Below are 14376 nucleotides of genomic sequence, written 5' to 3'. Positions count from 1 at the left end.
TCAAAACCTTACGCGTCGGCTTTTTGGGCCTGTTCGGCCTGACGGCGCATCAACTCGTTGCGATAGAGCGCTACGAAATCGATATTGTCCAAGTTGACCGGCGGGAAGCCGCCATCGCGGGTGATATCGCTGACGATGCGGCGCAGGAACGGGAACAACATGCGCGGGCACTCGATCATCAGGAACGGGTGCAGCTGATCTTCCGGCACACCTTCCACGTGGAACATTCCGCAATAGTCCAGTTCACACAGGAACAAGATGTCATCCATGCCTTTGGCTTTGGATGTCAGGTTCAGCTTGATCGAAACTTCGAACTGATGGTCCGCCGCGCGTTTTTTGGCATCCAGATTCACCTGAACGGCGATTTCCGGTTGTACGTCTCCGGAAACGCCCTTTTGCGCCATCACGTTTTCAAAGGACATATCACGGATGAACTGCCCCAGAACACGCATCTGAACCTGCGGGGCGGCTTGGGCCGCAGTGTTTTCTGCAGCGTTTTCTTCGGCCATGGATCTACTCCAAAAATGAAATTCGCCACTGCTTAGCAAGTTGGGCGCGGCACCTCAATGCTGGTGGGGGCCTTCCACCCATTTCGAAGGCTTCGAGGGGTCTTTTTTTGGCCGAACTTCGGTGAATTCCCCATCGATGATATCGCCCTGATCGAAAGGGTTCCCCCGGGTTTGATATCCGGGGCCCGGCCCCATCTGGAACTGGGTTACTGTAACCTTGGATTTCAGGTACCGGAAAACGGCGACGCGGATACCGGGAACTAACAACGCAAAACCAACGGCATCAGTGAAAAAGCCCGGTGTTAGCAACAAAGCGCCCGACAACAGGATCATTGCCCCATGGGCCAGGGGTTCGGTCGGATCGTCCAATTCGGCAAAGGACCGTTGCAGCTGTCCAAGCGCCATGCGACCTTGTGTCCGCACCAAAACCGTGCCCAGAACCGCGGTCAGCACTACGATGGCAAGTGTCGGCCACAACCCAATCAAACCACCAACCTGAATAAACAGCGCGATTTCGATTATGGGCACCAACAAAAATGCCAAGAACAGATACATTTGCGTTATCCTTTCCCTTAGGCCGGGCTGTGGACTTGCCACTCACTGTCACCTACATAGTGGCATGAGGCCGTGTATACAAAGTCGCGGCGTTGAAAAGAGAATGAAATGAGCGACAACCCTATGATCCAGCTCCTGGTCCTGGCCGGAATTGCCATTTTCCTGATCCTGCGCCTCAAAAGCGTATTGGGCACGCGTGAAGGCTTTGAAAAACCGCCTGTGCAGCAACAGCCCGAAGCCCATAAATCGCGCCGCGGTTTCGAGGTGATCGATGGCGGCCCGGATCATGACATTACCGACCATGTCGCCGAAGACAGCGAACAGGCGCAAACCCTGGCTGCAATGAAACGTGTCGAGCCCGGCTTCTCGGTCGGCGAGTTCGTTCAGGGTGCGCGCGGTGCGTATGAGATGATCGTGATGGGGTTTGAAAGGGGCAATCTGGATGAAATCCAGCCTTTCCTGTCGGAAGAAGTGTTCGAGACTTTCGTTTCGGTCGTGGCAGCACGTGAAGATCAGGGCCTGACCATCGAGGCCGAATTCATCGGCGTGCGGGAAACTACCCTGACGGATGTGAAATTCGACAAGGACTCAAACCAGGCCGAAATCACGATGAAGTTCGTGGGAGAGCTGACCTCGGTCGTGCGCGATCGCGGAGGCGACATCGTCGAAGGCAACCCGAATACCGTGAAGCGCCAGAAGGACAGCTGGACCTTTGCCCGTGTCATGGGCAAGGACGATCCGAACTGGCTGCTTGTCGCCACGGACGCATGATTGCAACGCTTCGGTCGCTTTTACTGGTGGGCGCAATGACCACCGCCAGTGCTGCCGGAGCCGAGGCAACGCGATCCATTCTGTCGTTTGACGATCTGCAGGGCTGGGCGGAGGACGACCACGGCTCGGCCCTTTCCGTTTTTCTGAACACGTGCGGTGATCTGGATGACCCGGATTGGCGCGCCTTGTGTGGTGTGGCCAGAACATATGAACCGGATGCTGCCCGCGCCTTTTTCGAGTTATTCTTCCGCCCTGTTCTGGTCGAGGATGACAAAGAGGGCCTGTTTACCGGCTATTTTGAACCCGAGCTTGACGGCGCGCGCACCCGGACAGACCGTTTCAAATACCCGATCTACAAGATGCCGCCCGAAGCCCGTGCGGAAGGACCATGGCTGAGCCGTCGTGACATCCTGACCGGCGATGTGATGCAGGGCCGCGGGCTAGAGATTGCCTGGGTCGACGACCCAGTTGAGCTGTTCTTTCTGCAAATTCAGGGCTCGGGGCGTATTCGATTGTCGGATGGCGGTGCGCTGCGGGTTGGATATGGTGGTGCGAATGGTCACCCCTATCGGTCGATCGGTGTCGAGTTGGTGCGACGCGGGGTTCTGGGTGCGCATGAGGTCAGCGCCCAGATGATCCGCGCCTGGGTGCGCAAGAACCCCGAGGCCGGTGCCGAGTTGCTGTTTCACAACCCGTCATACGTGTTTTTTCGCGAAGTTTCACGCGTTGCCCCCGAATTTGGACCTTTGGGGGCGATGAACCGGTCGATCACGACAATGCGCTCGATTGCGGCGGACCCCACCTATACACCATTGGGCGCACCTGTCTGGGTGGAAAAGGACGGTGAAAACCCGTTGCGACGGCTAATGATCGCGCAGGACACAGGCGCGGCCATCAAAGGTGCGCAACGGGCGGACATCTTTTTCGGTACCGGTGAAGAAGCCGGACAGGCTGCGGGCAGGCTGAAAGATCCGGGTCGGATGGTTCTGTTGTTGCCTATTCAGCGCGCCTATGCCCTGTTGCCGGATGAATTCTGATGACCCGGCGCAAACTGACAACCGATGAGATCGAGCTTTGGCGCAAGGTCACCAAACAGGCCGAGCGTCTGCATCCGGACTGTCCTCAGACCGTCCATCCGACCACCCTGCCGAAACCCAGGCCCAGAAAAACACCAAAACCCCGGTTTGAGGTGTTTGAGCTTGGTCAGAACCTTCAGCCGAACTCGAAGCCAAACGATCTGAAACCATCGTTGACGGACGCGCTGCGTGCCGCGCCTGTTCAGATGGATATCAAGGCTTTTGGCCGGATGAAGCGCGGTAAGCTAAAGCCCGAAGGCAAGCTGGATCTTCACGGTATGCGGGTTGATACGGCCCATCCTGCGTTGATCCGTTTTATCCTGAGCGCGCAGGCACAAGGTAAACGACTGGTTCTGGTGGTAACCGGCAAGGGCAAGGACCGCGACGAACCCGGCCCAATCCCGACGCCGCGTGGCGTATTACGCAATCAAGTGCCGCATTGGCTGTCCATACCGCCGTTGGCGCAGGCGGTGATGCAGATCAACCCCGCGCATATCAGTCATGGCGGCGAGGGTGCTTATTACGTCTATCTCAGGCGAATGCGCTAAAAATCCCGACGGGCGCGGGAAATACCTGTTCGGACCAGAACGCAAACCAGCACGAAGAACACCCCAACCCAGATGAACTGTGTGTTCAGCGAAACGCCAAGGTCAATCAGAACGCCGGTCAGGCCGGGGCCGATGGCCGATCCCAGCACCATGACAGCCGCGGCCATCGCCTTGATCGCACCGATATGCCGGGTTCCGTAGAATTCGGCCCAGAATGCGCTGGGCAATGTGCTGTTTGCTCCAACGGTCAAAGCCAGGAAGACCAGCCCCAGGGTCGCGCCGCTGATCGAATTGGTTGTGCCCAGAATGACGAACCCAAGTGCGATCGGAAGCTGGTAGTAGGGCATGATCCGGGCGGTCCCCCATTTATCCAGCGCCCAGCCTGCGACAAACATGGAAAACAGAGATATTCCGGTAAAGATCGGGAATAGAGCCACCAGTTGGATATGCTGCCAACCCTTCACATCAGCCAGAAAAACCTGATGGAAAAAAAATGCGGTGATGAATGCGGATGGCCCAAGCACTGATGGCACCATAAACCAGAACAAAGGATGGAACAGAGCGTCCCGCCGGGTCCAGTGTTTTCCCTGCATTCCCGATGCTGAAAACGCGTTGGCGAGGCTTTGTGGAGTTCTCTCTTCTCGCAGCAGCCGCATCAGAACCGGAATACCCAGCGCCGTGATGCCCGCCGCGGCAACCCACAGCCAGCGCCAATCCAGATAGACCATGGCGCCAACAAAAATCAGCGGCAACAGCGCCTCGCCAAGCGCATAGCCGGTGGACGCGATGGAAAGTGCTTTGCCCCGCGTAACCGTGAACCAGCGGGCCATTGCGACCACGGCGAGATGCGTGCTCATCCCCTGCCCAAATAACCGCAGCAGAAAGATCACCAGTGGTAACAGCAGCAGCCAGGTGTTCAGCGCCATTGCAATGGCGGCCAACGCCAGTCCCGCCAACACAACTGGGCCCAATACCCGTACGCGGAAGATATCCGTCAACCCCCCAGCCCAGATCATCACGATTGCAGACAGGGTCGTGCCTAACGTGTACAGCCCACCCCATGCGCCGTGGCTGAGGCCATATTCAGAGCGGATTTCACCAGCAAAGACCGAGATGAAAAAGGTTTGCCCGAAACTGGACAGAAATGTCAGCAGAACGCCGGTCGCAAGCCAGGTCGCGTTGTCCACAAGAAACCGGTGCAGGGAAACCCGCGTCACGGATTGCTCACCTGGGCCTGGCCGGTTTCAGTCAGCACGATTTCTGTTGCGCCAACAGGATTGCGCTGGCTTGGCGGTACGAGGATGTCGATTCCGCGCCGGTCATCGCGCCCAAAGGTTTCGCTGACCCGGCGCACGGAGCGGAGGATAGTCAACAGGGCCGGAGAAGTGGCGGCCACAAAATGGGAAGATTCCGCATCGCTGTTGAAGGCAGTCGTATCCACGATTTCAATCGGATATTCGGACAGTTTCTCGGCCGATCCGATATTGCCCAGCCTTTCACCATCGGCGGTTCCCCTCAGCCGACCTGAAATGTTCAGGATCTTATCTTTCTTGGACACCATCACGACAAAAGGATCAGGAGGATTGTCGATACTGTTCATCTGCGACCGAAAAACATCCACGTCCAGATCGGGAGAGATCAGAATAACACCTTCCAGATTTCGCTTTGCCCAGCCCGGCTGTTTCAGTTCGGTTTGCCGTATCATCTCCATAGCCAGCGCGCCGCCCATTGAATGCGCCACAAGGGCCACCCGCCTGACCCCCATCGACTTGAGAAGACGAATGGTTTCCTCCAGCCCATCACGGGCAAACAACATGCTGTCCAGATCATAGGCATAACCATAGCCTGTCGCGCGGCTGGGCCATGAATAGACAAGGATTTGACCGGGAATACCGATATCATGTGACAGCTGAGCAGCCCTGAACAATGTCTCTGTCTGAGTGGAGTTATAGCCATGCACAAAAATCGTGACTTCGTCAGCCCCACTCAGCCTGTCCTTCAACTGTTGCGGCCCGCTTAGCTGATCGACCTCTGCCAGTACGAACTGCTTTCTCGGGTCAGGGTTTGCGTATGAAAATTTAAGGCTTCCCGGTGAACGGCCCGGTGGTATCGACACGGTCGTTTCCAGAAATTGCAGGCGTTCTGCGCGGCGGAATCCATACGCGCCATCGGGCTCGCGCGCACGTGTGGTGGCCGCAAAAACCGTTTCGGGAGTTCCGATTTTCAATGCAGATGGGACCGTTTCGGATACCGTCCGGTCGACGCAGGCCGCCAGCACGACCGGACACAGAATGAAGATTAAGAAACGCAGCACGGATAGCCCCCGGAAACAAGTGCCGACACGCTACCTTATTCTAATCCCGCGTCCAGCACGGCACGCGCAAAAGCGGCAGAAACCGGCCTGAGCGGGTACAATCTGTAACAGACCGTACCCCTACGAAACCGACCTTTGCCGGTACCGATAGCCTAGACCTCTGTGTCCTCGCCCTGCTCTTTGCGCGGCATTTCTTCGATCAGGCGTGTTTCCAGCAATTGCCCGTTTCGATACAGGATCGGATAGGCCACCGCAGCGATGTGGCTGTTGAATTCCCGGAACGCGCGCAGGGTTTCCAGGTGGATATCGCTGGTCTCAAAGCTTTCCGTACTGCCGTGCTGCAAGCGTTTGAGGTGGCGTTTGCGGCTGTCACGCTCGGCCCGTTTGATTTCGGTTTTCTCAAGGCTCAGCAGACGGGCGCTTTCCAGATCGTCCGAGATCAGAACGTTTGAGGCCAGTTTGAGGTTGGCGAGGATGCCTTCGTGCATCTCAACCAGTTCCGACCAGCCGTCTTTTGAAAATGAAGCACCTTTCTTCCGCATGTCGCCCGCCAGAACAGTCAACCGCTTGGCAACAACGTCGCCCGCAGTTTCCAGACGGATTGCGTATTCCATCAGGTCGCGTGCCACTTTTGCGTTCTGCTTTCCGAATGTCTCCTCGGGAATGGCGGCCACGAATTTTCGAATACCCGACAGGCAGTCGTTCACATCTTCGTCCATGTCCCTTACGGCGCGTATCTGGTCCTTGTCGCCGCTGCGGTACAATTCCAGTGACGGGCGGAACATCGACTCGACCAGATCGCTCATCCGCAGCAGTTCACGCTTGAGGCTGGACAGCGCCTGGGAGGGGCTGCCGGCGGTGCGCACATCCAGCGCGCTGGCCGGGCGACCTGCCTGGGCCAGCGCGTTCGCAGATTTCGGGTCCGGAAAAAACTGCTCGAACGGCGCGCGCAATCGCCCGCAGAAGGGCAGCGCCAGCACCAGCAACGAGGCATTGAATGCCAGGTGCGCATTGACCAGCATCTGACCGCCCTGCAAATCCCCCAGAACACCGGCACGCAGTGCCGCAGTCGCCGCGAAAAGGGTGACTATCGCCCAGCTGCCGCGCAAGGCTAGGTTGGCAAAAGGTATGCGCCTGGCAGGCATCTCCATCCCCCGGCTCAGCCAAACAGGTATGAAGGCTGAACCGAAATTGGCCCCCAATACCAGCGACAGCCCGGCGGCAAACGGAATCGCACCAATCTGGACCAGCGTCACACACATCAGGATTGCCGCGACCGAGGAATGCATGACAAAGGCCAGCGCGCCGCCGACCAGAAACGCTGTAATATAGTCGCGTGCCAGATACTCGGCGACGGCAGGCAAAAAGGCACTGTCCCGGATCGGGTCCATGGCTTCGCGCAAAAAGCGCAATGAAATCAAGATGAACGCAATCCCCATCAGGATGCGCCCCAATTGCCGGGGCCTCTTGGCCTCGGTCTTGACAAACAGATACCCGCCAACCGCCAGAAGCAAAGGTATCAGCCAACCCAGCTGGAATGACAACACCTGAATAATCAGCGCCGAACCGAGATCAGCGCCCAGCACGATTGCAAGGCCGGTGGGAAAGGTCAGGAACCCCCCAGCAGCAAAACCCGATGTCAAAAGGGCAACCGCTGCCGAGCTTTGCAGAACCACCGCCATCACAATGCCGACCATTGACGCCTGCGCGTAATGGCTTTGGCCTGTCATGAGGCGCTGGAACGAAGCCCCATAGCTGCGCTCGATCCCTGTGCGGACCATCCGCACTGCGTAAAGCAGCAGCATCGTGGCTCCGGCCAGGCTGATGAGAAAGCTTACTATCGCCATGATCCTACCCGTTCACCAAGTCCAACATTTCCCCGTGCAGCTCGGGTGTAGCCGCTGAAATCACCCGGCCGTCAGAATTCAAGTCAAGCGGCTGACCCTGCCAATCTGTCATCACCCCACCCGCAGCTTCAACCACGGCCAGCACTGGCAGGTAATCATAGGGCTGTAGATCATAGTCGATCACAGCATCCACATGACCCGCCGCCAGCAGGGCATGGGGGTAGCAATCATAGGCGAACCGTCTGGTCTGTCCAGATTGCATCAGCCTGTCGAATAACGCCGGATGATCGCGATAGATCTTGTCCCCTTCGTTTACAAAAAGAATGGACTGATCCAGCCGCGTTTGGGCCGAAGTCGTGATCGCATGGCCATTCAACGTGGCGCCCTGGCCAAAAACGCCGGTAAACACTTCATTTATCGCCGGCATGCCGATCACGCCGATATCGGGTTTGCCGTCAACCAGATGCCCCAACAGAAATCCAAACAGCGGATGACCTGACAGGAATGACCGGGTTCCATCGATCGGGTCGATGATCCAAACCTCGCGGCAATCCTGCCCTTTGAACCCATGTTCTTCTCCAAAGACGCCGTGATCGGGGAAATACTGTTCAAGATAGGCGCGAACCTGGGATTCAACACCCTTGTCGGCCTGTGTCACCGGGCTTTCATCCGATTTGAACTCGACCCCCAGCGCGCCACGAAAATACCCCCGCGCTGCTTCGCTGGCCAGGTCAGCTATCTTTACCGCATGAGACAGCAGGTCGGCGCTTTCGTCGGTCTGTGAGGTCCTTGGATTCAGCATTCGATTCTATCCTGTTTAGCGATGAAGCGCGGGTATTGGAGGCGATAAGTTAGAAAGCCCCTTGTCGGCGTCGGTTTGGGTAAAGCCCAAACAAAAGCCTTTGACACTCACTTTTTGTCTGAAGTGAGTCTTGCTGCATCGGGGTCCTCAAATTCCACCACAAGTTTCCACAGTAATCCCACAAAACCACCCAAATACAACAGAAAAATCTTACATTACCTCGTATTCAAGATAAATGTGTGGATTTAGAGAAATACCACGCCGACTGTTTTATGCAGACTCAGGCCGGTTGTCTGCAAAACAGTCAAACCCCAATGTCAGAGGTCCGTTGGGGGCCGGAAAGCTTGAAAAAAGCCGTGTGTTTTTACTCGTGCTGTTTGCCCGAAGTCGATGAAGACAAGTTCCGCGTTGACCATACAGCTCGTAGAAAAGCCACCTGTTTGGCGCGTTTTCGTTTTGAAAACAAAACCAGAGGAGAAGCCACCTGCAGCAAAGCACTTATCAATGCATTCAAAAAAGGAGCCGGGCGTTTGTGTTTGCGCGCTGTGTAAACACGTGAGCGACCCATGTGCCAGGCTTTGATCGCAGCTATCTTTGGGTTCTTGGGAGAAGATTCTCCACCAATATGGGTCACTTCCGCGTCGGGAAGGAATATCAAAGGCCCCACTTGTTCATTCAAACGCAGACAGATGTCGTCATCTTCGTGGTACAAGAAGATATTTGCATCGAATCCACCGACCTTTTCGAACGCCGACTGGCGCACAAGCAGCGCTGCGCCAGACAATATCGGAACCTGTAAATCAGTATCGGTTTCAATCCCGCGCAACCACTTATTACGTGGTAGCAAGACACTGGATCGTTTCAGCAATCCTTTGCCAGACTTTTGAGTAAATGCGGGGTTGAACGCTGAAGCAGTTTTGTGACGGTCTGCACCGGCCAGCAACTTCTCCAAGCTGCCGCTCGTTAAGCGCGCGTCCGGATTCAAAAACAGCAAGTATTCGGTCTCTACCCCGGCTGCACCCTGGTTACACCCTACTCCAAAACCCATGTTTTGGTCGTTTAGAATGAGTTTGGCGTTCTTGAGTTGTGCAAGCCGCTTTAGCTCTTCTAAATCGCCTGAACCATTGTCGACCAACACTATCGGAACACCATCGGGTACCGACGCCAGCATCTGAGGAAGAGTGCTGGCGCTGTTATAGGTTACACTGATAATCGTAACACGCGGTTCCAATGCTTATCCGTTCATTTACATCTCGGAGTTTGATAAGACTGGAGGAATCTCCCGGTCGTCTGACCTTTAGGAAGATTTACCTTTCTCAGCAAGCCTCCGCTTTCTCACTTTGAGGCGGGCACGATTCAGTTCGCGCAACAAGCTATAGAAACCCGTTCCTGTGTTGTTTTTAGAAGAACCCCTGCGCGGAGACCGAATTTTCCGCGAGGTTTTGATGCTGTCCTTGAACATGGTAACGTCAGCGCCAAAGTGCTCCAACAAATCATACACTGTGTCGAGAGGCAGCTTCATCGGATTGTCCCGCAGAAGCTCAGCCTTTACAAACGGAAATCCACTTTCGACAAGACGGTCCCAGAAGAAATGGCACGGATTCCACTTCCGGAGCTGATCGACAGGGGCCGATCCGAATAGAGTATCGCACCCAAACAGCGTTGCAGATCTGAGGTCGGGATCGGCGGCTACGACCTCTCCGAGGTTGATTTCGTAGTTTTCGATTACGTCCGACTTGTTCCTCAAATTCTCAACGCGATCCCAGAAACGTCTCAGCTTTTCAGACTTCTGCGCATTGTTTTGCAAGGCAAAGAAGTAGCTCTGGGTGTGTGGTTTGGGCAGGCTACAGTCAGTCAACGCGACAAAGTCGGCCTCAGACTCTCGGATCTTCCGGATCATCGGACCAAAGAGTTTGGGGATAACAAAGACGCTGTCATTTGCAAAAAACAGCCGTTTGGAGCGCCAGAGATGCGGGCATTCACGCAAGATATCTGCCCACATGCCGAAGTCGTAGCCGGAATTCTGGCGAAAAACGATGAGGGAAGACCCATCCAGTGACTCCCGATCCACCGCGTCCACGATTAGCTGCGCTGTGTCGGTTGATTGATCTTTTGCGGCAAGTATTGACGCAGGTTTTCCTTCCAGAGCAACACCTGCGACAACCTTAATGCCGTTTGCAGCCAGCGATTTGATGTAAGCTTGAGTTGTAGGGAGTATTTTGCCGTCAGGTGCATAAATCGAAAGAATGCATACTTCTGCGTCTTCCAATGGCTCAATCGGGGCAACCTCCTCAATGGCAAAGGGAGGCGTATTTTTAAAAGTGCTCTGAAGTTCCGACAGGCGTTTTTGTGCAAATGGAAGAAAGTGTGCCGGCTCTCCGGCAAACTGCGCAGCTAATTCCAGCTCTTGGTGCATAGTTTCCACAGCGGCGGAAAACAACTCAAACTGAACCTGTTTGCTTAGGCCACAGTTTTGAGCATGCAAGCCAGCAAAATAAAAGGCACATCCCATCCATGAAGGGTAGGTCTCATTTTCAAGACCGGTGCGCTTGCGGCGCCAGTTTTCGGACGCAGCGACGTCCATGAAGTCGATATTGAATTCTGATTTCAACAATGCCTCGAAGCGAGGATAGATTTTTTCAGCCTGTTTCGTCCGGCCAAGATTCAGGCTGTCCTTGAACAAACGGTACATTCCACCACTGGCAATGTGCTTGTCCGGATGGTTGGAAAGCTTCTCCAGGTATTCCAAGTAAACATCCCAGTCGCGGAATCCGTCTGATATCTTGGGTAACGGCGCGTGCGACGCCCAGGCAAACAACCTGTGTCCGGCGTCTCTTACTACGACATGTTTAAAGCCAACGCTCTTCAGAAGGTTTTCCAGCGCACTTCGGGACGCGATGAAATAGTGAAAACCCGGGGACAGCGTGGCGATCAGTGTTGTCGGTTCGCAGTCCGGAGTAATCGTCGTCGCACTCGGTGTGGTCAGAACTAAAACGCCATCATCCGACAGGCCTTGACTGATTTCATCCAGAAACTCACGTGGGCGTGTCACGTGTTCGATCACTTCACTACTGAAGACATAATCAAACTTCCGACCGCGAATTTCCTCGGCATCATTGTAGTACTTGTGAATGATATTGGTACCTAGCATTTCCCGACCAATCTGGCCGTACCTGCTGGTCTCGAGGCCTACAGCTTCGCCGTAACCCATTTCCTGCCAAAAATGCGGCACAAAGCCAAAACCACAACCAACATCCAACACGGATCCCTGTCGCGGTTTGTCGAGCCCCAGCAGGGGTTCCAACATAGCCGAAATTCCCGCACCATTCTGTACGTAATTGTACCAATAGTTTTCGTTGAAGCCCTCAAAGTCGTAACCAACTACGGGATCGTCGCCCAAAAAATACACACTGGCGCAAGATTTGCACTTTACCAGGGTTAGGTCATCTTTAAGGAACTGCGCTTTTGAGACGGTCAGAACGGGTTCAAACTCAGTCGCACCGCACACGTAGCACGTACCAGCGTTTGGAGCAGAGGAAGTCTCAGTATCAAATGTGACTTTATGCATTTGGGGTCTCCGTGATATTCATTGCCGGTGTCGTAGGAGCCTAATGTTTTCCCGCGCAGACCGTTATAATAACTAAATTTCAAGGCTCAAAACTCAACCGGAACGGCCCTATGTCCCAGAAGGTGAGGCATGTTGCAACCCACCATATTGAGCTGTTAAGCAATCTTTCGCCACCTAGATCAGAGTGTCCCGCATTTTCATCAGGTCGCGTCGGAACTTTCACATTTTTAATCGGCTTCGACGAGGAATGCTCGTGCTGATGCTTCGTGGTTGTAACATCTGCGCCAGCCCTCCACCTTTTCGCAAGTAACCAGCGGCGACTGTAACTCATAGCCCAGCCAGGCGCGCCGCCCGTAACAAGGCCAACCTATAACACAGACACCAAGGCAAGCTGGCAATTAGCGACTTCTTCGCGACCGATGTTTTTTTACGACCCAAATTTATTATACCTGCAAACGCATCTGGCGAGGGCCGAGACGACTACTAGTACCCTCATTGGCTGGAAAGGCATTTGCAGGCCTTGGCGGGGCGCGACATTGTCTACAACCGCTCGGGAACTAAGTACAAATTCCGCAAAATAGTTAACCTGCAAACTAAGGAAAAGTCCGAAACCGCCGTTAGCGTTGCCCGCTTTCTTGTTTGGGGTTTTGAAACCCAAGGTCGTGTGTTAGAGGCAACCCAAACCAATCAGTATCAGCTGAGACATAGATCAAGAGTGATAAAGTTGCTTTTCACTGCTGTTTTCGGTCTGCTGGTGACAGGCGGATCTGGCTGGAAACAGAAATCGAAACGACAATTGGACGAGAGTGGATGAATTTACCACCGGTATGGAAAATTCAGCGAGAATTCGCGCGCGCGGGTCGCAAGCTCATGCACCTACCCGCCGAACTTCTGCGGCATGTATATCTCCGCCGGTATTACGATTGGGTGTTGTCTCGCCAAGTGAAGCGTTCTCCAGGCGCAATTTCATTTGGTTCAGAAATCGGGATATTTCTTATCTTTCCTAAAACGGGAGTCTTGCCTTCCCATCTGTATGCCTTGGAGCAGATGGTTCAGGCAGGTATTTCCCCAATCGTCGTATCCAATCTCCCGCTCAGCACGACAGATTTTGCTGAACTTACCCCTCACGCTTCACTGATTATAGAACGTCCAAACTTCGGATATGATTTTGGCGGGTACCGGGATGGCGTACTGGAGGTGGCCAATCGTTTCCCAGAGCTGACTCGGCTTTGGCTCTTAAATGATTCCGCATGGTTGGTCCCACAGCAACGCAGTTGGTTTGATGACGCCCGCGATTTAAATGTCGATTTCGCAGCTGCTACATCCAATTTTGCGATGCCTCGGGTCGATCCGGCGAATTTTCGGGAAATTACGTGGAAGTTTCGAGTGACGCATCGAAATTTCCACTATGCTTCTTATGCGCTTGGTATTGGTCCAGCCATCTTAAGAAACCCAGATTTTGTAAAGTACTGGCGAAAACTCGAAATTCGAAATGACAAAACAAGAACGGTACGCCGTGGCGAAATTGGGTTGTCACAATGGATTCTGAAGCATGGGTATACGCATCGTGCCACATGCGAGGTTGATGCGCTTGACCGCGAATTGGCAGCCCTGACGGACAAGGAAGTCGATAGGGTTGCGCGGGAACTTATCATTCCCGGCGACGTTGCCTTGGATACAGTAAAAGAGCAAGTTTTGAGCCTTGACGCACACAGCGCAGATGGGCGTTCCGATCGTATTGCTTTTATCCTGACAACTGTGTCGCGTTACGCCTGTGCGTATTGCCTGCCAGCCTACACCCTGTCTAATCGTGGTTTTCAGTTTCTCAAAAAGTCTCCGCTGTGGCTATCTCCGAAGGGGGCTGGGTTGATGTTGGCAATTATTTCCCGAATCCAAGGGCCGGTGGGCCAGGACATTCAACAAGAAGCATCCAGAATAGTACGCCAAGACGCGGAAGCTCATATACAGTGAAGTAAACAGGCTTCAGGATTCCGGCTGTGACTGGGCAAAGCAAGACTGAACCGCTCCACGAAAATTGAACGGGATCTGTTAGTGTTTAGTGGCTCTTCTCTTATGCCGATCAGTTTGGTTTTGATCCGGTTTGTCCGACAGATCATGATTGACGATCCACCGGCAAGCGCAGGAGAGCGCGCGAGACACCTTACCGCCAGTGAAAGCCATAATGTTCAGTTGCGGGATCAGGAACGAAATCCTCTTTATTCAATTTACGAAGTTTCTGGGATCGCCTTACCGAAGCAGATGCCGCTGGCTTAGTCTACTGGTTGAGCAGGTTTTTGAGGTATTTTCCGTATTCGTTTTTGCCGAATCTTTGGGCGCGGGCTTCGAGGTCGTGGTCGTTGATCCAGCCCAGCGTATGGGCGATTTC

12 protein-coding genes are annotated in these 14376 nt (G+C 54.4%); 4 read left to right on the top strand and 8 right to left on the bottom strand.

The annotated features are described in order from the left end of the window. Positions 1-8: 8 nt before the first annotated feature. Both secB and ACR0BK_RS08270 read right to left on the bottom strand, forming a co-directional pair. The gene (gene secB / locus ACR0BK_RS08275; protein ID WP_209506872.1) at positions 9-509 is read right to left on the bottom strand and encodes a protein-export chaperone SecB; all 501 of its coding nucleotides are present in this window, start codon (positions 507-509) and stop codon (positions 9-11) included. A 54-nt stretch (positions 510-563) separates the two neighbouring features. Next, complete coding sequence (locus ACR0BK_RS08270) at positions 564-1064, bottom strand: FxsA family protein (protein ID WP_480554298.1); 501 nt, start codon at positions 1062-1064, stop codon at positions 564-566. A 108-nt stretch (positions 1065-1172) separates the two neighbouring features. Between ACR0BK_RS08270 and ACR0BK_RS08265 the strand changes: the two genes are divergently transcribed. The 3 genes from ACR0BK_RS08265 to ACR0BK_RS08255 are packed head-to-tail and all read left to right on the top strand — an operon-like array spanning position 1173 to position 3459. Beyond that, positions 1173-1835 (top strand): Tim44/TimA family putative adaptor protein, encoded by a 663-nt coding sequence (locus ACR0BK_RS08265; RefSeq protein ID WP_480474400.1) that lies wholly within the window; start codon positions 1173-1175, stop codon positions 1833-1835. Continuing rightward, positions 1832-2872, top strand: coding sequence for a murein transglycosylase A (gene mltA, locus ACR0BK_RS08260; protein ID WP_480554297.1), 1041 nt, complete (start codon positions 1832-1834; stop codon positions 2870-2872). The genes ACR0BK_RS08265 and mltA overlap by 4 nt, the downstream gene beginning before the upstream one ends. Further along, complete coding sequence (locus ACR0BK_RS08255; RefSeq protein ID WP_480518245.1) at positions 2872-3459, top strand: Smr/MutS family protein; 588 nt, start codon at positions 2872-2874, stop codon at positions 3457-3459. The genes mltA and ACR0BK_RS08255 overlap by 1 nt, the downstream gene beginning before the upstream one ends. On the opposite strand, the gene ACR0BK_RS08250 is transcribed toward ACR0BK_RS08255, so the two are convergent. From ACR0BK_RS08250 to ACR0BK_RS08225, 6 genes are all read right to left on the bottom strand, one after another. Beyond that, complete coding sequence (locus ACR0BK_RS08250; protein ID WP_480494034.1) at positions 3456-4676, bottom strand: MFS transporter; 1221 nt, start codon at positions 4674-4676, stop codon at positions 3456-3458. The two genes, ACR0BK_RS08255 and ACR0BK_RS08250, sit on opposite strands and share 4 nt — an antisense overlap. Next, on the bottom strand, positions 4673-5773 hold the full coding sequence (locus ACR0BK_RS08245; RefSeq protein ID WP_480474404.1) for an alpha/beta hydrolase: 1101 nt from the start codon (positions 5771-5773) through the stop codon (positions 4673-4675). The genes ACR0BK_RS08250 and ACR0BK_RS08245 overlap by 4 nt, the downstream gene beginning before the upstream one ends. Positions 5774-5925: 152 nt before the next feature. Continuing rightward, positions 5926-7620 carry a Na/Pi cotransporter family protein gene (locus tag ACR0BK_RS08240; RefSeq protein WP_480554296.1) on the bottom strand — a complete coding sequence of 565 codons (1695 nt, stop codon included), beginning with the start codon at positions 7618-7620 and terminating at the stop codon, positions 5926-5928. Positions 7621-7624: 4 nt separating this feature from the next. Next, positions 7625-8422 carry an inositol monophosphatase family protein gene (locus tag ACR0BK_RS08235; protein WP_480554295.1) on the bottom strand — a complete coding sequence of 266 codons (798 nt, stop codon included), beginning with the start codon at positions 8420-8422 and terminating at the stop codon, positions 7625-7627. 364 nt (positions 8423-8786) lie between these two features. Then, a complete protein-coding gene (locus ACR0BK_RS08230) occupies positions 8787-9653 on the bottom strand; it encodes a glycosyltransferase family 2 protein (protein ID WP_480518251.1) in 867 nt (288 codons plus the stop codon). Between the two features lie 66 nt (positions 9654-9719). Beyond that, positions 9720-11990 (bottom strand): methyltransferase domain-containing protein, encoded by a 2271-nt coding sequence (locus ACR0BK_RS08225; protein WP_480518253.1) that lies wholly within the window; start codon positions 11988-11990, stop codon positions 9720-9722. 810 nt (positions 11991-12800) lie between these two features. On the opposite strand from ACR0BK_RS08225, the gene ACR0BK_RS08220 reads away from it, so the two are divergent. Beyond that, a complete protein-coding gene (locus ACR0BK_RS08220; protein WP_480518255.1) occupies positions 12801-13961 on the top strand; it encodes a rhamnan synthesis F family protein in 1161 nt (386 codons plus the stop codon). Positions 13962-14376: the final 415 nt, after the last annotated feature.

This window comes from Ruegeria sp. AF1 (genome assembly GCF_056542125.1).
The sequence above is the reverse complement of the archived record's forward strand: the minus strand, read 5'-3'. Positions and strand labels throughout refer to the sequence as shown.

What these genes read in the sequence shown, in the direction of transcription:
- ACR0BK_RS08220 (WP_480518255.1), top strand. Translation starts at nt 12,801, where the DNA reads ATGAATTTACCACCGGTATGGAAAATTCAGCGAGAATTCGCGCGCGCG.
- ACR0BK_RS08240 (WP_480554296.1), bottom strand. Translation starts at nt 7,620, where the DNA reads ATGGCGATAGTAAGCTTTCTCATCAGCCTGGCCGGAGCCACGATGCTG.
- secB (WP_209506872.1), bottom strand. Translation starts at nt 509, where the DNA reads ATGGCCGAAGAAAACGCTGCAGAAAACACTGCGGCCCAAGCCGCCCCG.
- mltA (WP_480554297.1), top strand. Translation starts at nt 1,832, where the DNA reads ATGATTGCAACGCTTCGGTCGCTTTTACTGGTGGGCGCAATGACCACC.
- ACR0BK_RS08255 (WP_480518245.1), top strand. Translation starts at nt 2,872, where the DNA reads ATGACCCGGCGCAAACTGACAACCGATGAGATCGAGCTTTGGCGCAAG.
- ACR0BK_RS08225 (WP_480518253.1), bottom strand. Translation starts at nt 11,990, where the DNA reads ATGCATAAAGTCACATTTGATACTGAGACTTCCTCTGCTCCAAACGCT.
- ACR0BK_RS08265 (WP_480474400.1), top strand. Translation starts at nt 1,173, where the DNA reads ATGAGCGACAACCCTATGATCCAGCTCCTGGTCCTGGCCGGAATTGCC.
- ACR0BK_RS08235 (WP_480554295.1), bottom strand. Translation starts at nt 8,422, where the DNA reads ATGCTGAATCCAAGGACCTCACAGACCGACGAAAGCGCCGACCTGCTG.
- ACR0BK_RS08270 (WP_480554298.1), bottom strand. Translation starts at nt 1,064, where the DNA reads ATGTATCTGTTCTTGGCATTTTTGTTGGTGCCCATAATCGAAATCGCG.